This window comes from Pseudomonas sp. R76 (assembly GCF_009834565.1).
GTDB lineage: Bacteria > Pseudomonadota > Gammaproteobacteria > Pseudomonadales > Pseudomonadaceae > Aquipseudomonas.
On sequence record NZ_CP019428.1, the window covers coordinates 3563423 to 3583952 of the forward strand.

Sequence of the window (20530 nt, forward strand, 5' to 3'; positions counted from 1 at the left end):
CTTTGTGCCATTAGTTTTTGGGCGATCTTAGGGTGGCGTTTTGATGGCGTCAATTAAATGTACGGCTTTGTATCGAACCCAATACACACGGTTTTCAGGCAGGGTGCACTATCTCCATATATATCAATTAGTTAATAAAATTCAGCTCGCCAGGCTTTCTGCCGTCCTCTGCCGCGACAGGTTAAACGCCACCCACAACGCCAACGTCGCCATGACGATCCCGGCCAAAAACCCACCGCTATACCCCGCCTGTGCCGTCAACCCAACCAGCAAAGTCGAAGACAGCATCTCGCCCAGATCACGCGTGCTCTGCACCGCAGTCATGTCCGTACCGGCCTGATCACTTCTGGCGGCGAACGCCATGGACGCCGTCATGATCACCACCGAGGTGGCGCCGGTGGCAAACGAGCCCAGGCCCACCGCCAGCCAGATCAGCGCGGTGTGCGTGGCCAGCAGGCCGCTGGCTTGCATCAACCAGGTCATTGCGGCCACGCCGGCCATGCCGACCGCCAGCATGAAGGTCGGCCACAGGCCCTGCACACGGATCAACCACGCGCCGCCGCCGCAGCCGAGCACGATAGTGACCACGCCGCCGCTCATACCCAACTGCCCAATCGCTTGCAGGGACCAGCCGGCGTCATTGAGGAAGAGTTTGGACAAGCCGAACCCCGAGACTGAGGTCATCGCCGACAGCAACGCCAGCAGCACCAGCGACAGCGCCTTCGGCCGTTTGATAAACCGCCACAACGAGGCATGCGCCACATCCGGCTGTTTAGGTTTGGTCGGTGCCACGTGCAACCAACCCACGCACACCAGGCTCAGCAACGGCACCAGTGCCAGCAGCGTGAATGCTGTGGTTTGCCCCAGGTAGCCGCTAAGCAGCAAGGTGCCGGCGCCGCCGACAAAAAAGCCGACCATGGTGCCACCCACCTGAATCGCATTGATCCGCGCGAGCATGCTGTCGGCGAAGTACTCGGCGGCCATGCCGTCGGTGGCGATGTCCTGCGTGGCACTCGCCAGCGACGCCACAATCAGGAGGCCGACAGCCACGCCGGCGGTGTCCACGCTCAGGCCGATGGTTGCCAGGGTGGCGATGCACAGCAGCACCAGCATCTGCATCGGAATGATCCAACTGCGCCGCCGTCCCAGCCGTGGGCTCCAATGGTTATCGACCTGCGGCGCCCAAATGAATTTGATCACCCACGGCAGCCCCACCAAGGGCAGGAACGCCAGTGCGTGAAGCGCGGCGCCGTCATGGCGCAGCAGGGTCGGCAAGGCGTCCATGGCGATGCCGAAGCAAATGCCCTGGGACAGGTACAACAGCGCGAAGGTCAGCACCATGCGCCAATGTTTCAGCAGCTCCAACATACGAATATCCCCTCAGGCAACATTGGCGGCGGCAGCCCGTGCCGCACGCGTAAAAGAAATCAATTGGCGCAGCGCCCACAAGGCACTGGCGCCGCACAGCAGCAACACAAGATCGACAGGCCATAGCGCTAAGCTGCCGTGCCTGAAGCTCCCCGCCAGGTGCAGCACAGCCGCCGCGACGAAGGCCAGGCCGGCCACGGCCAACAACAGGTGCAACGGTTGACGGCGCGGCGGCATGGCACACACAAGCAGCAGGCTGGCGAGCCAACTGCCCCAGAACCACCACGCCAGGTTGCCGCCCGCCAGCGCCCCGGCGCACAGCAACACAGCAGTGGCCGCCAGCAAGCCGCCGCCTCCACCCACCACCAGGCGCAACAACACCTGCCAACCGGCGCCAGCCTTGAGGCGGCGGCGCTCCAGCCACAGGTACAAACCGCTGAGCACCAACACCGCCGCCGCCAAGGCCATGGCAAAATGCACCGCGCGCAACAGCGGCCCGGCATAAGGCACCCAGCGGTAGTCGGCAAAGTGCAGCGGCTGCACCGCAATAAATGCCTGCAACCACACGCCGCGCCCACTGGCGCTGCGGGTGCCCACGGCTTCGCCGTCACTAGCGCGATAAGCGTGGCGTTCGAATACGGCGGTGCTGGGCAAGCCTTGCTGGATACCGCTGACTTCAACCCAGGCGCCCGGCTCGCCCCAGTGGTGCAAGGCGACGTTTTGCGCAGAGAAACCCGGGTGAGCAATGGCGTCCCGGTGTAGCAACTGATCGAGATCAACCTGCGTCGTACCTGCCTGTGGGCTGATGGGCGGCGGCGCACCCAGCAACTGCATAAAGGCCTGTTGCGGCGCACCGGGAAACGCTTGCCCAGCCAGGCCCAGCGTGCCCAACGCACCGAGGCCAGACAACGCGCCGGTCACGCCGAACAACAGCAGCCACGGCCCGCACCAGCGGCCGATCAAGGTGTGCAAGTCGTGGGCAAACACTCGCGCGCCACGGTCTCGACGCAGGCGCTTGAGGTCTTGCAGGCGCCCGCTGTGCAGCGCGCTACCGGCCCAAATCATCAGCAACAGCACCACGCCGAGCAGGCTGATCAGCACCCGTCCGGGGAAGCCGATAAACAGGCTTTTGTGCAGGTTGAAGAGGATGTCGGCCGCATCGCCCGACGCCAGTTCACGACCATTGGCAGGGTCCAGTGCGCCGCTGCAGTCGGTGGGCGACCCGCACAGCTCAACCACCGAGTGGCCGCTATCCGCCAGGCGGATACGCAATTCACCCAGGGCCAAGCCCCGTTCACGGGCGATTCCCAGCCACTGCGACAGCGGCAATGCCGGCCCTTGCGCCAGCGCCGACGGGCCGCGAAACCAGGCGCGCAAATCTTCATGGGCCATGCTCCACGCGCCGCTCAGCAGGATCACAAACAGCACCACGCCAAACACGCCGCCGACCCCGGCATGCACGCGCTGCACCAGCGCCCTCGGTGCGCCCATCATGACCACTGCCCATCCCATAACAACCACGGTGTAAACAGCAGCAGCCAGGCGCTGGAGCGGTACACCACGCGCTTGCGGTCCGGCGCCAGCAACGACCACAGCAGCACCGTCACCAGAAACCCAAGGCCAAGGAACACCCCGGCATACAGCCGCTCCAGCCCGCCGCCCCACGGATAATGCCGCGCGAGCAGCACCGCCAGTTGCAGGCTGCTGAGCAGGCTGCCCGCCAGCGCCAGGCCGATGCGCAGCGGCCAGGGGCCGAGGGCCGGCGTGGCCATCAGAACGTGCCTCGCAAGGTCATGTTGAGGCTGCGCGGCTCGCCGTAGCGGTTGTTCCAATTGACGTTGGACAGGCTCTGGTAGTACTTGCGGTCCGCCAGGTTGTTGCCGTTGACCGAGGCCGTCCAATGGTCGTCGATGCGGTAGGCGACACGCGCATTGAGCAAGGCATAGCCGCCCTGCTCCAGGGTCACCGCGCCGGATTGCGTAGAGTAATCACTTTGCGCCTGAACACCGGCGCCGACGCTCCAGCGATGCTCCTGCCACGGCAGTTCGTACTGGGTCCAGACCCGCGCCATGTGGCGTGGAGTGAATTCGGCATAACGCTCGCCGGAGGCGTTGTTGGTGTCCTTGAGGTATTCGGTGGTGGTGTAGGTGTAGCCCGCAGAGACGTTCCACTGCGGCGTGATGTAGCCGGTGCTTTCCAGCTCGAAACCCTGGCTGCGCACCTTGCCGCCGCTGATGTAATAAGTATTTGGCCCCGCGCTCGGGTGTTCGGGGTCGACCTGCGGGTTGTTTTCCAGGTCAATGCGGAACACCGCCAACGACACACTCAAGCGGCCATCAACCAACTCGCCCTTGATCCCGGTTTCGTAGGTTTTGCCCTCAACCGGCTTGAGCGGGTCACCACTCCAGGTTTGCCCGGTTTGCGGCTGATACACCTCGGCGTAGCTGGCGTACCACGACCAGTTCTGCGCGAAGTCCCAGATCAGGCCGCCATACGGCGTAATTTCCCGGCCGGGCGTGAAGTGGCTAGTCGGTGCGTCCTGGTCCCACCAACTGGCGCGGCCGCCGATCACCAGGGTCAACGGGTCGAGCAGTTTGTAGCGGGTCAGCGCGTAGACGCCCTTGGACGTGGTGGTGGTCGAGCCCGGCGAGGTGTAGGCGCCGATGCCGGGCTTGGGCACGCTGCTCGGGTCCCAGCGGTACACATTCACCGGCACATTCAGCGGCGTTGTGAATTGCGCCGTGCGTTGCTCGGTTTCGCCCTGGCTGTAGTTGGTGCCCAGGAGTAATTCATGGCTGCGCCCGAACAGCGAATACGGCCCATGGACCGACGCATCCACGCTCTTCTGGGTGCTGTTGAATTTATACGCTGCGCCCATCAAATGCCCACCGTCACCGGTCAGCGGGTCGATGGCGCCGTAGGCCCCGGCATAGCGCAGGCTGGAGTCGGCGTCTTGATACTCGGCGGCAACCTTGGCTTTCCAGTCGTGATCGAGTTGCTGCTCCAGGGAGCCGAACACCCGGCGTGTGGTCCACTTGAAGCGGTCCCAATCCACATCCAGGTAGGTGGAGCGCGGCAGGTTCAGGCTCGAACCGTCCTTGGCCATCGGCACGCCGGCCATGTTGGTGATTTGGTCGATGGTCTGGTACTGCGCGCCCAAGGTCAGCAGCGTGTCGGGGCTGAGGTCGAACTCGGTGACGCCATAAAGCAACTGCGTGTCTTGCTTGCCGACGTCAAAGAAATAGTCGCGGTCTTCATACGCCGCCACCATTCGCCCGCGCACATTGCCGGTGGGCGTCAGCGGCCCGCCCACATCGACTTCGCCCCGGTAGCGGTCCCAGCTGCCGCCGCTGAGGGTGGTGCTGGCGGTAAATTCCTTTTGCGGGCGCTTGCGCACCAGGTTGACCGTGGCCGCCGGGTTGCCACTGCCGTGCAACAAACCGTTGGAACCGCGCAGGATCTCGACGCGCTCGTACACCGCCATGTCCTGCGGCGAGCCGGCCGTCTCACCGAGCATCGCCGGCACGCCGTCGAGTTCAAAAGAGTTGATCTTGAAGCCGCGCACGTAATACGCGGTGGTCAGCAGTTGGAAAGGTTGCACCGTCACGCCGGTGGCCTGCTGCATGACTTCATCGAGGCTGAACAGGTTTTGCTGCTCGATACGCTCGTGATCGATCACGCTCACCGACTGCGGGGTTTCCCGCAGCTTGAGCGGCAGCTTGCCGAGGGTGGTCACGCCCGGCGACGTCACATCGCCGGAAGTGTCCTCGCCGGCAATCTCGACATTGCCCAACTGCACGGCGGCCAGCGCCTGTGCCAATGGGCTCAAGCCCAATACCAGCACAATCCCCCACTGTGCGCCGTTACGTTTGAACCCCCGCCCCGCCTGTGTTGCTCCCCGGTGTGACATTGCCCCGCCCCATTTATCGATAATAATTCGCATTAGTATCGTTTAAACGAAGCAGCCGACTTTTCGATTTAGGGACTTTTTCAATTGATGCCCGGCACTCCATCACCCGTGTTGTTGCTCAGCAAACCGCGCATACCACGGATGTGTCGCCAGCAAATGCTCATGACTGCCGCAGCCGCTCACGCTGCCGTCTTCCAGCACCAGAATCTGGTCGGCGTCGCGCACCAGCGTCGGGTTGTGCGACACCAATACCAACGTGCGCTTGCCGTGCAGTGCCTGCAGGCTGCGATTGACCCGTGCTTCACTGTGCGCATCAAGGCTGGCGGTGGGTTCGTCGAGCAGCAGGATCGGTGCCGGCGACAACAGCGCACGCGCCAGGCCGACGCGCTGGCGCTGGCCGCCGGAGAGCAAGGTGCCGCCCGGCCCCACTTCACTGTGCCAGCCGTCCGGCAGGCTGGTGAGCACATCATCCAGTGCCGCTTCCCGCGCCGCGTGCTGCAATTGCGCGGGCGTGGCGTGTGGCCGCGCCATGCTCACGTTCCACAACAGGCTGCCGGCAAACAAGCCGCTGTCCTGGAACACCTGGGTAATGTGCTGGGCCAGGGTGTGTTCGCTTAACTGGCGAATGTCGACATGGCCGAGGCGTACTTCGCCGGTCTGCGGGTCCATGCCCCGGCCGAGCAGCGCCAGCAAGGTGCTTTTGCCCGCGCCCGAGGGGCCGACGATCGCGGTAAACGTGCCGGGCGCGCATTGCACGTCCAGGTCCTTGAGCAGGTGTTCGCCACCCTCGCCGAAGCTGTTCAAGCCGTGCCCATGCAGGCTCGCATCCTGCGGCTGTTCTCCGGGCTGCGGGCTGTGCAAGGTCGGCGCCGCCAACACCGCCAGCACTTGCGACAGCGCCTGCCACGCCATGCGCAAGGCCTGATCCAGGTAAGCCAGTTGCGACAGCGGCTCGATAAAGCGCACCAGCAACACCAGCACCGCCACCAGCAGCGCACCGGGCAAATGCCCCGCCGCCACTGCGAACACGCCACCGGCCAGCACCAGCGAAAACACCATCTGCACCGCCGTGGCAAACCCCAGGCCTGCGGGCAAGGCACGGCGATTGAGGCGGCGCGTGGCCTGGTGTTGCTCATGCAAGGCATCCCGCAGTGCCAACTGGCCCTGGCTGGCGTCGCCGGCGCTGCGAATCAAGGCCTGCTGTTGCGCGAAGGTTTGCAACAACTGCGCGGCGTGGCGATCCACGGCCTGGCGCTGTTGCTCCAGGCCCAGGCTGCGCCGCCCGGCCCAACGCAACAGGCCGAACAGCGGCAGATACGCCAACGCCAACACCAGCGCCAGGCGCGGTTCAATGAAGATCAGCCCGAGCACCACCACCGTCGGCGTCACCAACGCCGTCATCAGCGGCGCCAGCAAATGCGCGGGAATGCCCATGCTGTTAAACACCGGCCCGCGCACCAGCCCTTCAAGCTGGCCACGGCGGGTCAACGGCAAGCGCGGCAGGTGCTGCACCAACTGCGCGACCAGGCCCGCCGCCAACCCCGCACCGGCCAGGTAACCGCGCCGCTGCGCAACGTAACTGACCACCACTTGCAACAGCGTCAGCCCCAGCAACAGCAGCACGCTCGGCTGCAATGGCGAGCCTTCGAACCAGGCCAGAATCAACGGCACCAGGGCCAGGCCCGCCAAACCATCGAGTACGGCGGCCAGCAGCATCCACACCAACGCCCCGCGCAGTGCGCGCCGGGCCAACTCGGGCAAATGCCGTAACGGCGAAAAAAAACTCATGACACAGGCTCCAGTTGTTCAGCGTTCGAGGTTTGCTCGTTCCACAGTTGCCGGTACACGCCGTCCACGGCCAACAACTCGGCATGCCGCCCGCGCTGCACGATGCGCCCTTCGCAGAGCACCAGGATTTGCTCGGCATGGCGGATGCTGTGCAGACGATGGGCGACGATTAGCCGCGTGCGTCCGGCCGCGTCGTCCTGCAAGGCGGCACGCAGTGCGCGTTCGGTTTGCGGGTCGGTGGCGGACGTCGGTTCGTCGAGCAGCATGATCGGCGCACGCGACAGCAGCGCGCGGGCAATCGCCAGGCGCTGCACTTCACCGCCGGACAGCCGCACATCCTCGTCGACCACGCTGGCGTAGCCCTTGGGCAAGCCCATGATCCAGCTGTCCAGGCAGGCCGCTTTGGCAGCGGCGCGGATCTGCGCTTCACTGGCCTCGGGTTGATACAGCGCGATGTTCTGCGCCAACGACAGACGCAACGCACCGGCCTGCTGGAACACCAGTGCCAACTGCTGCTGCAACTCACGGCTGGCGATCTGGCGCACATCCACCCCGCCCACGCGGACTTGCCCGCTGTCCACGTCCATAAAGCGCGCAATCAACCCGGCCAGGGTGCTTTTGCCCGCACCCGACGGCCCTACCAGCGCAGTCGTGGTGCCGGGCTCCAGGCGCAGGTTGATTGACCTGAGTATCGGCACGTCAGCGTGGGAGAAATTCACCTTGAGCATTTCCACGCTGGCGTCTCGAGGTACGTGCGGCGCGTCGGGTTCGGCCAGCGGCGGCGTGTTCAGTACCGCCTGCAAACGCCGGGCACTTTCACGCGCGTTGTTCAACGCATCGAAGCCGTGCCCCATGGCCAGAACAGGCGCCGCCATGGCGCGCACCAGCAGCAAAAACGCGCAGATCTGCGCAGCACCGACGTCACCGACCCACAACGCGCCGACAACCACCCAGGCCAACAGCCACGGGGCACTCAGCAGCACCTGGATCAAAGCCGCGAGGTGCCCGGCGCGGCTCACCCAATGGCTGAAGCGCTGATCAAACTGCTGCACCGCCTCCTGCACGTTGCGATGAATACCCGCGTCCGGGAATTGCCGCACCAGGCCAAGGTTGCCGGCGAATTCGCTGTAGTCGCTGAACAGGCGCTGGATCGCACCGTTGCGCTGCTCGACAGCGTCGCGATAATGCGCCGAGCCCAAACGCCAATAGCCGAGCACTCCCAAGGCCAATGGCAACAGGCACCACAGCGCCAGGCCGCTGTGGCTCCACAGCAGGTACGCGAAGGTGGCCAGGGGAATCAGCAGCAGGTTGACCAGATCCGTCGGCGCATGCCCGACCAACTGGTGCAGCGCCCGTACATCCTGCTCGGCATAACGGGTCACGCCGTCGGGCCCCAACCGTGTAAACCAACCCAACGGCAGGCGTTGCAGATGCTCGGCCAGGCGCACGCGCAAGCGGTCGCACAGGTCGGCATCCACCTGATGGGTGAGGTGCAGCGCCAAGGTTTGGCCACACAACCACAGCGCCGACGCGCCCACCGCCAGCGCCACCCAGGCCATGGCCGAAGGCGCCAGCGGCGGTGCCTGGCGCAGGCTGTCGGCCAATTGCGCGAGGGCAATCAGCGGCAGCAACGAACAGATCCCGGCAACCGCCTGCAACCCAATCGCCAACCCCAGGCGCCGACGAAACGGGCGCAGCATTTCACTCAGCTGGCTCATCGAGCGGCCTCCAAAGCCTGGGCCAGGCTGGCCGCAGGCAACGTCACGGGTGGCTGCTGCGGAAACCCGAGCGCGGCCGTGACCTGTTGCCACAGCCCGACGACCTCCACGCTGCGCTGCTTCAAGCGCGCCAGCCCCACACCGGTAATCAACGGTTGCAAGGCATTCGCCGCTGCAGTCGGCCAGACCTTGCGGTACACCTGGGCCCAATCCGACGCGGCAGCTTCCAGCACTTCGGCGCACGGCAAGGGCTCACTCGCCAGCGGCCCGAACAGGTCAAACACGCCGTCGGCATCCTCCACCGGCGCGCGCACAGCGGGCAGCCACAACAGCGGGCCGTGGGGCGATGCCAACAGCAGTGTGCCGCTGTCGGTGGCGATGCTGATGCGCAGCAGCATCTGCATGCGCCCGTCATCATTGGCCGCCAGCTCGTTGAGCACACGCAGCGACACCGGCACCTGCGCCATCACCAGGCTGATATCGCGCCAGGCCGACAGCGCCGGCGCCACACAGTCCAGCGACCACGGCCCCACCGCTTCCAACAGCGCCGCCAGCACGTCCAGCGTTGCGTAGCTGACTTGCACCGCGCACTGGGCGTCGATATGGCGAATGCCCTGTTGGCGATGCAGTTGCCGCGCCAGCGCGATAAACCGCGCCACGCAGGGCAGTTGCGGGTAGAAGCTGTTGAGCAGGCAACGCCGTTGCAGGCGGTTCGCGGTGCGCAGCAGTTCATGCAGCTCCTGGGGCAGCAGCGGGTGTTCGATCAGCACGTCCATGCCGCGTTCCATCAACGCCTGCGCCAAGGCCGGGCCTTGCTCGCCGCGTGCCGCACCGCCCACCGCGACGCACGCCAGGCGCGTATCGGCAGGCACCTGTTCCAGCGCTTGCAAACTCGGCACTTCCAGGTAGCGCGCCAAGGCCTGGGAACGACGACTGCCCTGCCCCAGCACGCCGACCAATTCCAGCTGCTCGGCGGCGGCAACACCGGCCGCATAGAACTGGCCAAAGCGCGAGCCGACCACCAAGGTTTTCAATGGCAATGTCATGGGCGTTTCTCCAGCAAATAATCACTCAGCCCGGCGTTCAAGCAGTCGAAGTGATTGCCACGCAGGGTGTGCACAGTCAGTGGCGCCAGCGAAGCGGCCTGCCACCACGCCTGCAAACTGGCCTGGTGGTCGGGGATCAGCGGGTTGGCGACACTCGGTACAAACAGGCGGATAGCCCCCACATACGGCGCGCCATCGCTGTAGTGACTGGCGTGCACGGAATGGGCGAACACCCGATACAGCTGTTCATCGGCAATGCCCTGGGCCGCCGCCAGTACACGGGATTTGAGTAACGCCACATCCAGGTTGAGGGCCGCTGACGCTTGCAGCTGCTCAGCCGTCGGCAGACCGAGCGCTTCACCGTCGAGCCCCAAGGTGGCGGCAAAGCTGTAGAGCATCAGCACTTCATCGTCGACGACATACGGAATGCGGTAGCTGGAGACGATGTCCAGCTGACGCACCTCGGCGCCCAATTGCAGCAGGGCCTTGGCCAATTCCAGGGCCACCAGCCCGCCGGAGCAGTAACCCAGCAAGTCGAAGCTGCGTCGGCCGCTGTCCCACAGGGCTTGCGCGTAGCGTTTGCCGAGGGTTGCGTTGACATGCTCCGCGGGCACGCTCAGGTAGTCGTCGCTGTTGTGCACCGCCAGCCCCAGCAACGGAGCCCGCTCCAGCAACGGACCATTGCCGGCCAATTCAGCGATCAGCCCGCGATACGGCAACAGCGTGCCGAGCCCTTCGTGCACCAGCACGCGCGCGGTGCCCTCGCCGCCGATCAGTTGCGTCAACGCATCCACGCGCCCGCGCCCGCCCAGTGGCGCGCGGCGCGTATCCAGCGCGGGCGCCGCCACCGGTGTTGCATGGCTGGGCTCGCTGCTCGACTCGCTGCGCAAGCGCTGGGCCAGGCCATGGGGCGTCGGTTGGCTGAGGGCCCAGCGCAGCAAGCGGTCGAAAGGTTGCGCCTGGGCCAAGGGTTCGTGCTCGCGCAGGCCGGCGATTAACTGCGCGATCAACAGCGAGTCGCCACCGGCGGCAAAGAAGTCCTGATCCGCCGACAACCCGCTGCAGTCCAGTACGCGCTCCCACTGCGCGATCAAGCGCTGCACCAGTTCATCCGCCACCTCGGTGTTTGTGCGGTTTACCGGTTGCAGTGGGCGTTGCTCCGCCTGCGTGGTGAGCGTGCGACGGTCGATCTTGCCATTCGCCGTGACCGGCAAACGGTCAAGTACCCGCACCTGCGCCGGCACCATATAACGCGGCACCCGCTCGGCAATAAAGCCCAGCAAGGCCTCTGCACTCAGCAATGGCCGATCGGTTTTCAGGCGTGCGACCAACACGTCATAACCCAGCAAGTTCAACACGCTGTCGGCACCCGCCAACGATTCAGCCTGATCGCCCGCCTCACTGTTGAGCCACGCCAGCCATTGATCGGTGTGCACAAACAGCTGGTGGTTGCTGGCGCGCACATCCTCGGGCGTTTCCATCATCAGGCTTTGGCTGATACTGATTTCGCGGTGTTCACGCGTCAGTTCCTGCACCACCAGCCAGGCATCCGCCTGCAGCAATTGGCGCAGACCGGCGAGCAGGCGCGGCGTATCCAACGCATTGTTCAAGGCACCGGAGCTCAGCAGCAGGTCCAGTGAAGCGGCCGGCAAGCCTTGTTCGCAGGCCGGTTTGTTCATGTCGAACGGCATGAAGCGTACCCACGGGTACGCCGCAAAACGCTCGCGCGCCGCGTTGAGGAAGTAACTCGACACGTCGGAAAACACATAGTCGATCTGCACCCCGGCGGCCACCAATGGCGCCAGCGCCGGGATGATCAACGCACTCGCCGCGCCAGTGCCGGCGCCCACTTCGAGGATGCGCCAGCGGCGTTGGCCCTGGCGCGACACAATCGCGCTCACAGCCTCAGCCATCGCCCGGTGCAGCACCTGGGCGTGCAGGCCACGGCTGTACATGGCTTCGGCGATATGCGCCGAACCTTGCGGGAACATCAGGCTCGCCGGGCTCAGGCGCCCGTCGAGTTGCTCGGGCAAGCGGGTCGCACTGTCGCGCAGGTAATCCACCAGTTCCACCGGCCACAGGCCTGGCGGCGCCAGCCGGGCAAACTGTGACCATGCATGATCTTGATCGAAGTCTGTTGCCAGGCAGCGCCAGCCGTCACCGTCGACTTGCAGGTGGCCACTGTCGACCAGCAACGCCAGCCAGTGTCGCAGCAGGCGATGCTGGCCGGGTGCGAGGTTCAACGCGGCGCACAGCGGCGCGAATGCGATGGCTTGCCCTGGGTTCAGCAAACCGCTACCCGCCAGCCAGTGCAGCAGCGACGCATCTGCCGCATGGTCCAATGCGGCCAGTGCCGCTTCGATGTCGGCACGCGCGCCAAAATCCGCCTGCTCAAGGCTGTGGCGCGCCTGGGCCGTCACCTCACGTAGTTCGTCGCGCACACGCTGCGGGTCCGGCGCGTGGGTTTGCAACGTCACGAAGCTGCACAGCGAGCGCTCGTGACGCTCGCCGAGCAATACCGTGGTGCTCGCGGCCAGCTGCGGATGGGCCAGCCACGCGGCGTCGATTTCCGCCAGTTCGATACGGTGGCCGCGAATCTTCACCTGATCATCCTGGCGCCCCAGAAACTCGATCAAACCGTCTTCGCTCAGGTAGCGTCCCTGGTCGCCGGTGCGGTACAGGCGGCGCCCGCTGGCGTGGGTGATAAACCGCTCGGCGCTGCGTTGCGGGTCTTCGGCGTAGCCCAGGGCCAGGCCGAGGCCGCCGATATGAATCTCGCCGCGCACGCCCACCGGGCATTGGCGGCCTAGGCTGTCGAGCACTTCCAGGGTCTGGTGCTTGAGGGCGCGGCCATAGGGAATGCTCGGCAACGCGGTATCCGGCGGGCGAATCGGATGCTCCACCGACCAGATCGCCGCTTCAGTGGCGCCGCCCAGGCTGAACAACTGGCTGTCGGGCCAGCGTTGCCACCAGCGCGTGGGCAACGTGGTGGGAATCCAGTCTCCCGACCACATCACGCAACGCGGCCCCGGAATCGCCGCCGGTTCGGTCTCCAGGTAATCCACCAGCATCTGCCCTTGGGCCGGCACCGAGTTCCACAGCGTGATGCTGTGTTCCAGCATCAATTGCGCCCAGTGCGAAGGGTCGGCGCCGCGCTCCGGATCAGGCAGCACCACCTGCGCGCCGACGGCGGTGGCGCCGAAGAAGTCGTACACCGACAGGTCGAAACTCAATTCCGCCAGGCCCAGCACACAGTCAGCGGCGTTGACTGCGTAACGCTGGTTGATGTCGTCGAGGGTGTTGACCACCGCGCCGTGGCTGAGCATTACGCCCTTGGGCGTGCCGGTGGAACCGGAGGTGTAGATGATGTAGGCCAGTTCCTCGGCGGCCACCGCCAGCGGCTCGCGGGTTGGCCAATGCGGGTCGGCGTAGAGGCTGTCGATGGCAACGCGCGGCAGCTCAAGCGTATCCGGCAATGCCTGCGCTTGCAGGGTGATTACCGCTGCAATCCCGGCGTCACGCAGGATCGCTTCCCGGCGCAGGGCCGGCTGGCGAATGTCCACCGGCACATAGGCCGCGCCCATTTGGGTAATACCCAGCACCGCCATCAGTTGCCAGGCGCTCTTGGGCAGCATCACCGCCACCCGTGCACCGCGTTCAACCCCAAGAGTTTCAAGGGCTGCGCGCAGGGCGGCGGCGTGTTGGGCGACCTGGCGATAACTGTAGCGGCCATCGCGGTCGCTGATCACCACGGCGTCGGGCGTGCGCAGTGCCTGTTGAGCGAAACCGGCGGCGATATTGCGCGACGGGGCAACCGCCTCGACCTGTGGATTGGCCCGTTGCGCCGGCAACACGATATCGCCACGCGCCTGCCACACCTGCGGGTCGGCGGCCAGGCGTTGCAGCAGGTCGACGTAGGCATCGAACATCTGCGCGGCCATGCCGTCGGGCAGCACGCCGACGCGCACGTCCCAGCCAATCTGCAAACCGCCGTACTGGTCGCTGACCTGGCAGTCGATCCATACCTGCGGCGTCTGGCTGATCATGTAGCTGGGCGGTTGCAACAAGCGCCCGGCATCGCCGAGCAAGCGTTCGACGCTGCCGATGCCACTGGTGAACACCACCGGCATCAGGTCGGCGCCACGCCCTTGCAGGCGGGCCAGTTCACGCAACACCTCAACGCCGGTAAAGCGGCTGTGGTCGAGGTCATCGAACAGCTGCGCACCGATACGCCGCGCGCGCTGGACGAAACTCGCACCGTCGGCGCCGTGCACGGCAAGCAGGCTCAAGGCGGTGAAGTCACCGATCACCTGGCCCAGCTGCGGGTGCAGGTTCGGCCGGTTGAGCACGGTGAGATTCAGGCAAAAGTCCGGGCTTTGGCTCCAACGCCCGATGACTTCGGCAAAGGCGGCCAGGGTCACGCCCGCTGCGCTCAGGCCCTGGGCGCTGGCGAGGGAACACAGCGCGTTCCATTGCGCACTGCTCAACACGCCATGGTGGTGCTGGAAACGCGTGGAGCCCAAACCGGCGTGCTCACTCAGCGGCAGGTCCGGGCGCCCCGGCAGGCTGTCCAGGCGGGCCAGCCACCAGGCTTTGTCGCTGTGCCAGGCGGCGCTGTTGCGCGCGCTGCGTTCGTGCTCAAGGTAGTCGCGGAAGGTCGCTTCAAGCGCGGGCCAATGGCGCGTCGGTTCGAGGTAACGCTGGGTCAGTTCGACCAGCAACAGTTGCAGGCTGGCGTAGTCGAGCAAGGTGAAATCCACCGAGCAATGCAAAATCGCCTGCTCGCGGCCCAGGCTCACTTCGGGCAGCAGGATCGGCCATTGATCAAGGGCATGGCAGGCATGGTCCAGGCGTGTGCGCAACGCCTGCAGGTGAGCGTCGAATGCCTCGGGCGTGGCCTCGCGCAGGTCATGCACCGGCAGCGATTCCCAGGGCACCTGGGCTTGCACGCATTGGCGGCTGTTGTCCTGCACCACCGCGCGCAGCATCGGGTGGCGTTGCACCAAGGCGTTCCAGGCCTGGGTCAGTTGCGCGGTGTCGACATTCGCCGGCCACGGGTACTCGACATACAAGTGACAGGCGTTGCCGCCGTAGTCGAACGCCGGGTTACGCCCCAGCACGTAGGCGCCCTGCACCGCGCTGAGGGCGAAGGGCTGCAGCGCCTGTTCCGGCTGCGCGCGCCAATCCTGGGGCGAGAGGTGCACCATCAGTGCCTCGCGCTGGGCACGAATGCGTTCGGCCAGGGCTGAGTCCAACGCGCCTTCGGGGGCACGAAAATGCAGCTTGCCCTCGGTGGCCCAGAGTTCAATCTGGCGTTCACGGCAGATGTGCAGCAAATCATCCAGGCTCATAACACGCCCTCCTCGATCGCCACATCGGTGTTACGCACCAGCAGCGCGGCCATGCCGGCGAGGGTCGGTTGCAGGTAGAAGTCGCCCATGCGCAGGCTCACGCCCAGCTATTCACGTACAGTGGCCAGCAAGCGCGTGGCCAATAGGCTGTCGCCGCCGAGGCTGAAGAAACTCGCTTGGGCGCTGTTCACCGAGCGGCCCAGCACGGTTTCCCAACAGGTCGCCAGCGCCTGCAGTTCGGGGCTCAGTTCCGCGTCTTCGTCGCAGCAGGGTTGGCTGCGTTGCAACGCGTCGCCGAGGTTGGCTTGCAGGCGCGTGCGGTCGATCTTGCCGTTGGCGTTCAAGGCAAAGCGCGGCACGCACCACGGATGTTCGGGGCGCATCGCCTGCGGCAGGCGTTGTTGCAGCCAGTGGTTGAGGCGTTCACTGCTCAAGGCTTCGTCGGCAGCCTGGGCACTCACCAACAGCATCGCAGGGTTTTGCCACAGGCATTCCAGGTGGCTGAAGCCGCTTTCACCGAGCAAGCGCACGACTGCGTCGGCACTTGGCAGCAGCGGTGTGCGTCCGTCCAGCAGCGCCGCACTGACCAGCCGCAACGGCGAGTCACGCAGCACGTCAGCCAGTATCAAACGGCCTTGGGGTTTGAGCAGCGCCTGGGCCAGGCTCAGGCCGTCGGACGGCTGCGCATAGCTGTGCAGGGCCGCGAAGCTGATCACCACGTCGTACCGGGACCAATGCTCAGCGGGCAGCACGCCGTCCACCAGCAGTTGGCCCGCCACGCGCTGGCGCTTGCCCACGCTGGCGGCGAGCAGGCCGGGGCTGGTCTCGAACAGGGTCAGCTGCAGGTCGCGTGAACTCACGTGGTTCAGCCGCTGGTCGAGCAACTGCCCGCCGCGCACATCCAGCACGGCGACGTTCAGCGCTGTCCCGCTGTGTTGCAGCGCGCGGTTCATGGCGTCCAGCACTTGGCGGCCTGCGGGCAGGTTGAGCGCCATGGCCTGTGGCGCCAGCAACGGGTCAAACAACACTTGCGAGGTGCCGCCCTCCGTGCGCAGCAGCACCTGCAAGGCACCGACCATGCTGTGCAGATCGGCTTCGCGCCAGCCCAATTGCGCCAATGCAGCATGAAGGCTGATGGACTCGACATAACTGCCCAACCACTCGCGCCAGGTGCTAAGCAACGGCGTGGGCGGCGGGTCTTGCAGCAGGCGTTGCAGCAGCTCGGCGGTGACGCGGCTTTCGGCAGCCAGGCTGTCATCGAGCATCGACGCGGCTGGCACAACCGGCACCGGAGCCTCCAACGACTTGAACACCACGGCCGCGCCCAGGCTGCCATTCAGTACGGCTGCACAGGCGTTGTCGATCAGCGGATGCGCCGTCAGCGCTGCCTCGATTTCGCCGAGTTCGATACGCTGCCCGCGCACCTTGACCTGCTGGTCCATGCGCCCGAGGAACTCCAGCGTGCCGTCCTGCCAGAAGCGCCCGCGATCGCCGGTGTGATACCAGCGCCCGCGCTCATCACTGCGAAAACGCTGGGCGGTGAGCACGGGATCGTTGCGATAACCGCGGGCCAGGCTCGCGCCGCCGATCAGCAATTGGCCGATTACCTGGTCCGGTACATCCCGCCCGCAGGCGTCGACTACTCGATAGGCCTGGCCGGCCAACGGCTTGCCATAGGGAATCGACGGCCAATGCTCGGGCACCGCATCGATAGGTTGCAGGTTCGACCAGATACCCGCCTCGGTCGCGCCGCCCAGGCCATACACCCGGCAGGCTGACGTGGCGTGGCGACGCAGGCGCGCGGCGAGGTCCAGGGCGATCCAGTCGCCCGACAGCAACACCGCCCGCAGGCTCTGGTACTGACACTGTTCAGCGCCGATGCCCAAGGCCATTTCCAGCAATGCCGGGGCCGAATTCCACAGGCTCACGCGGTGCTGGCGGATCAGTTGCGCCCAGCGCATGGCGTCGCGGGTTTCTTCAGGCTGCAACAACACCAGGCGCCCGCCCTGCCCCAGCACGCCGAACAGGTCATAGACCGACAGGTCGAAATCCAGCGCCGAGACCGCCAGCAGGCAATCATCCGGCGTGACGTGCAGCTCGGCTTGCAGCGCGTCGATGGTATTGATCGCCGCCGCGTGGCTGACCTCAACGCCTTTGGGAATGCCCGTGGAGCCGGAGGTGTAGATCACGTACGCACTGGCGTGTGGCGAGCTTTTTTTCGCTGCCGCCAATGGCGCGCAGTGTTCCAGTTGAGTCGGATCAAGCCATTGCAATGCAGGATCCGCCGGCGGCTGCTCGGCGATCACGCGGCTGATGCCCGCCGCCGACTCGATCAGGCTGCGCCGTGCGGGCGGTTGAGCGGTGTCCACCGGCACGTAGCAGCCACCGGCCGCGAGCACGCCGAACACCGCGGCAACCTGCCCAGGCCCGCGCGGCAGGCAGACTTCCACGGCTTCGCCGGGGCGCATTCCGGCCTCCAGCAAGCCAGCAGCCACGCGCAGGGCTCGGTTTGCGAGTGCCGCATACGTCCACTGTTGGGTGCCACAGATCAACGCCACCGCGTCGGGCTGTTGGGTGCTTTGGCGGAAAAAGTCGTCGAGCAAACCACGCCCCGCAGCCAGCGACGGCACGCTGTTCTGGCGGTCGCGCTGCGCTTGCTGGGCCAGCGGCAGCAACACCGGCTGTGGCTGGTTCCAGTCACTGTCGGCGAGGCGTTGCACCAGTTCGATATAGGCGCTGAACATGGCCTCCAGCACGCCCTGCGGGAACAGCTCGGCGATGCTGTCCCAGGCCAGCAGCACGCCGTCTTCGACCCGGTACAGCTGGTGATCGAGCCACACTTGCGGGGTTTGCGAGAGCATGTCGTGCAGGTCGCCGAACACCTCGCGAAAACTCGCGGGTACAAAACTTGCGTCACTCAGGTTGCAGGAAAACACCACCGGCGCCGAGCGCGGATGGCCCTGGCGACGGGCCTCGCGCAGCACCTCCAACGCGGGAAATGCGGCGTGGTCGATGGTCGCGTGCAGGTCGCGCTGGAAGCGCCGGGCGCCTTCGGCAAAGGGCAAATGCGGCGCGTCTTCGCAGGCCACCAGCAGCAAGGTGGTGAAGTCGGCGATCACCTGGTCAATGGCCTGCTGGTCATCGTGGCGGTCGAACAACGGTACGTTGAGGAGGAAATTCGGCTGCTCGCTCCAACGCGCCAAGACTGCGTTGAAAGCCGTGGCGAACACGCTGGGCAAGGTCAGCCCATGGGCGGTCGCCTGGCGTTGCAGGCGTTCGGCTTCCGCCGTGCTGAGCACGAAGGCCTGGCGGCTGAAGCGTGGCGTGCGAATCGACTCAGGCGCGCGAGCTAGAGGCAGCGCCGGGCCGTCCGGTAACTGCGCCAGGCGCTGGCACCAGTGCTGACGGTCACGCTCATACGCATCGGCGCGGCGCTGGCGACGGCGACTCAGGTAGTCGGCAAAATGCACAGCAGGTGGCGGCGCAAGCGTGGCCGGTGCCTGATACGCCTGGCCGAGTTGCGCCATCAACAGGCGCAGGCTTTCCACATCAACCGCCAGCAGGTCGACACTCAGCCACACGCGGTCACGGCCACCGGGCAATTGCACCAGGCCGACCAGCATGACTTGCCCGGCTTCGACCGCCAGGCATTCATGCGAGCGCCAGTCCCGCAATGCGCGCCAGGCCTCTTGCGCGGCGGCTTGCGAGTGCTGGCGCCAATCCTGATGATCGAACACCGGCAGGTCGGTGGCCGCAAGAATCCGCTGGCGGCCTTCATTGAAACTGGCGCGCAACATCGGGTGGCGCGCCTGCACACACTTCACCGCCGCTTCCAGGCGTTGCGGGTCGATGCCCTGGCAGTCAAATTCCAGCCACGCATGGCAACTGATATTGCCCAGCACTTCGTCCGGCCCGCGCCCCAGCCAGTACGCCTGCTGCACGGCGCTGAGTTCGAAGCTGTCATCCGGCGCAACCATCGGCGCTGCGTCGGTCACCACGCTCTGCGGGACCTGGCCGTGCAGTAAGCCAAGCCAGGCTGCCAGGCACGGCTGCGCACTGAGTTGAGCAAAGTCGAGGTGCAAGCCGTGGCTGCGCAAACGCTCCTGCAGGTACATCAGGCGGATGGAATCCAACCCGCAACCGAGGAGGTTTTCCTCATCGCCCAGGCTGTCGATTTCCGCCACGGTGGCGCCCAGCAACTGGGCGAGGTGTTCGATCAGCCATGTGCGCAATAAGGAGGTGTCTGCTGTTGTCAGCTCGCTCATGAAAAGCTTCCTGTGACCCGTCTAGATAAAGTCCCTGGCTCACCAAGATGGAAGCCATTCTCAATTGGAACTCTATCGCAAGCAGGTTTTCAGAAAGCGCTCAGGGCTTTAGATGCACGGGCCTTTTCATTCGATTCAGAGACACACCCCTGCCCTCAGCGGATTTCGCTGGGCGATACGCCGTAGCGTTTACGGAAGGCGATGGAGAAATGCGCCGGGCTGAAGCCCACGCCATAAGCGACAGTGGAGACGTTGCTTTCCTCGTCGCTGAGCATGCGGTGGGCTTCGTTAAGGCGATGCTCGTGCAAATAGCCGAACACGCTGGTGCCGAACACCTTGCGAAACCCCGCCGTGAGTTTGCGCGGGCTCATGCCGACGTGGCTGGCCAGCGCATTCAGGCTTGGCGGCTCCAGCAGCGAACGCACCAGGCGGTCGCGCGCGGCGTGTACACGCTCCACATCCGAAGAGGTGATGCGCAGCTTCTGCTCCGGCTGCCCGCGCTCACCGAGCAGGAACTGCGCGCTCAACGCGGTCAATTCCAACGCCTTGCCGCCCAAATACAACGAGCGGCTCGGGCCCTGCATCGGGCAGGTCGCAATCTGTGTGGCCAGCGCCTGCATCGCGCGCGGCGCCGGGCGCACCATCATGTACGGGTCGCCGCCGCTGCTGGCCAACAGTTTGCGCGGGGCCATGCCCAGGTGGCGGTCGAGGGATTCGAGGTCCAATTGCACGATGGTGTAACGCAGCGGCGTGGAGGTGCCGTAGATCTGCGACGAGGTGAACTCGCCGTCATTGACGATGGTGCACAGGCTGGGGCCCTTGATCGATTGCTCGCTGTGCCCGGGGATGCGGCACGAAAGCTCGCCACTCTGCACCAGGATCAGCTTGAGGCCGCGCTCCAGCGGGTCTTCGACCCAATTCTCACTCTCTGACCACAGCGTGCCGGTGACCAGCGTCATGTGCGGTTCCAGGTAAACCGTGCCGGGTTGATTGCCCTTGGGTTCGGCCTGCGTCTCTTGGTGGCTGGGGGCGATGATCGTAATAGTCATTGGGTTTTCCCTTGATCCTTAAGGCCATTACGCGG

At 65.5% G+C, this 20530-nt stretch carries 10 protein-coding genes; all 10 read right to left on the bottom strand.

The window, feature by feature from the left end; genetic code table 11:
• Positions 1-141: 141 nt before the first annotated feature.
• The 10 genes from PspR76_RS16040 to PspR76_RS16085 all read right to left on the bottom strand — a co-directional run bounded on the left by PspR76_RS16040 (position 142) and on the right by PspR76_RS16085 (position 20495).
• A complete protein-coding gene (locus tag PspR76_RS16040) occupies positions 142-1368 on the bottom strand; it encodes a RhtX/FptX family siderophore transporter (protein ID WP_159956735.1) in 1227 nt (408 codons plus the stop codon).
• 12 nt (positions 1369-1380) lie between these two features.
• Positions 1381-2862: a PepSY-associated TM helix domain-containing protein gene (locus PspR76_RS16045; protein ID WP_159956736.1), complete on the bottom strand. Its 1482-nt coding sequence runs from the start codon at positions 2860-2862 to the stop codon at positions 1381-1383.
• A complete protein-coding gene (locus PspR76_RS16050; protein WP_159956737.1) occupies positions 2859-3140 on the bottom strand; it encodes a hypothetical protein in 282 nt (93 codons plus the stop codon). The genes PspR76_RS16045 and PspR76_RS16050 overlap by 4 nt, the downstream gene beginning before the upstream one ends.
• Entirely contained in the window at positions 3140-5278 is a 2139-nt protein-coding gene (locus tag PspR76_RS16055; RefSeq protein WP_237235668.1) for a TonB-dependent siderophore receptor, read from the bottom strand. Before PspR76_RS16055 ends, PspR76_RS16050 begins: the two co-directional genes overlap by 1 nt.
• 102 nt (positions 5279-5380) lie before the next feature.
• Entirely contained in the window at positions 5381-7066 is a 1686-nt protein-coding gene (locus PspR76_RS16060; RefSeq protein ID WP_159956738.1) for an ABC transporter ATP-binding protein, read from the bottom strand.
• The gene (locus PspR76_RS16065; RefSeq protein ID WP_159956739.1) at positions 7063-8784 is read right to left on the bottom strand and encodes an ABC transporter ATP-binding protein; all 1722 of its coding nucleotides are present in this window, start codon (positions 8782-8784) and stop codon (positions 7063-7065) included. Before PspR76_RS16065 ends, PspR76_RS16060 begins: the two co-directional genes overlap by 4 nt.
• A complete protein-coding gene (locus tag PspR76_RS16070) occupies positions 8781-9830 on the bottom strand; it encodes a Gfo/Idh/MocA family oxidoreductase (protein ID WP_159956740.1) in 1050 nt (349 codons plus the stop codon). Before PspR76_RS16070 ends, PspR76_RS16065 begins: the two co-directional genes overlap by 4 nt.
• Positions 9827-15181, bottom strand: coding sequence for a non-ribosomal peptide synthetase (locus tag PspR76_RS16075; RefSeq protein WP_159956742.1), 5355 nt, complete (start codon positions 15179-15181; stop codon positions 9827-9829). Before PspR76_RS16075 ends, PspR76_RS16070 begins: the two co-directional genes overlap by 4 nt.
• A 107-nt stretch (positions 15182-15288) precedes the next feature.
• Positions 15289-19446, bottom strand: coding sequence for a non-ribosomal peptide synthetase (locus PspR76_RS16080; RefSeq protein ID WP_269467601.1), 4158 nt, complete (start codon positions 19444-19446; stop codon positions 15289-15291).
• Between the two features lie 155 nt (positions 19447-19601).
• Positions 19602-20495 (bottom strand): helix-turn-helix transcriptional regulator, encoded by an 894-nt coding sequence (locus PspR76_RS16085; protein ID WP_159956744.1) that lies wholly within the window; start codon positions 20493-20495, stop codon positions 19602-19604.
• Between the last annotated feature and the right edge of the window lie 35 nt (positions 20496-20530).

What these genes read in the sequence shown, in the direction of transcription:
- PspR76_RS16040 (WP_159956735.1), bottom strand. Translation starts at nt 1,368, where the DNA reads ATGTTGGAGCTGCTGAAACATTGGCGCATGGTGCTGACCTTCGCGCTG.
- PspR76_RS16045 (WP_159956736.1), bottom strand. Translation starts at nt 2,862, where the DNA reads ATGATGGGCGCACCGAGGGCGCTGGTGCAGCGCGTGCATGCCGGGGTC.
- PspR76_RS16050 (WP_159956737.1), bottom strand. Translation starts at nt 3,140, where the DNA reads ATGGCCACGCCGGCCCTCGGCCCCTGGCCGCTGCGCATCGGCCTGGCG.
- PspR76_RS16055 (WP_237235668.1), bottom strand. Translation starts at nt 5,278, where the DNA reads ATGTCACACCGGGGAGCAACACAGGCGGGGCGGGGGTTCAAACGTAAC.
- PspR76_RS16060 (WP_159956738.1), bottom strand. Translation starts at nt 7,066, where the DNA reads ATGAGTTTTTTTTCGCCGTTACGGCATTTGCCCGAGTTGGCCCGGCGC.
- PspR76_RS16065 (WP_159956739.1), bottom strand. Translation starts at nt 8,784, where the DNA reads ATGAGCCAGCTGAGTGAAATGCTGCGCCCGTTTCGTCGGCGCCTGGGG.
- PspR76_RS16070 (WP_159956740.1), bottom strand. Translation starts at nt 9,830, where the DNA reads ATGACATTGCCATTGAAAACCTTGGTGGTCGGCTCGCGCTTTGGCCAG.
- PspR76_RS16075 (WP_159956742.1), bottom strand. Translation starts at nt 15,181, where the DNA reads ATGAGCCTGGATGATTTGCTGCACATCTGCCGTGAACGCCAGATTGAA.
- PspR76_RS16080 (WP_269467601.1), bottom strand. Translation starts at nt 19,446, where the DNA reads ATGAGCGAGCTGACAACAGCAGACACCTCCTTATTGCGCACATGGCTG.
- PspR76_RS16085 (WP_159956744.1), bottom strand. Translation starts at nt 20,495, where the DNA reads ATGACTATTACGATCATCGCCCCCAGCCACCAAGAGACGCAGGCCGAA.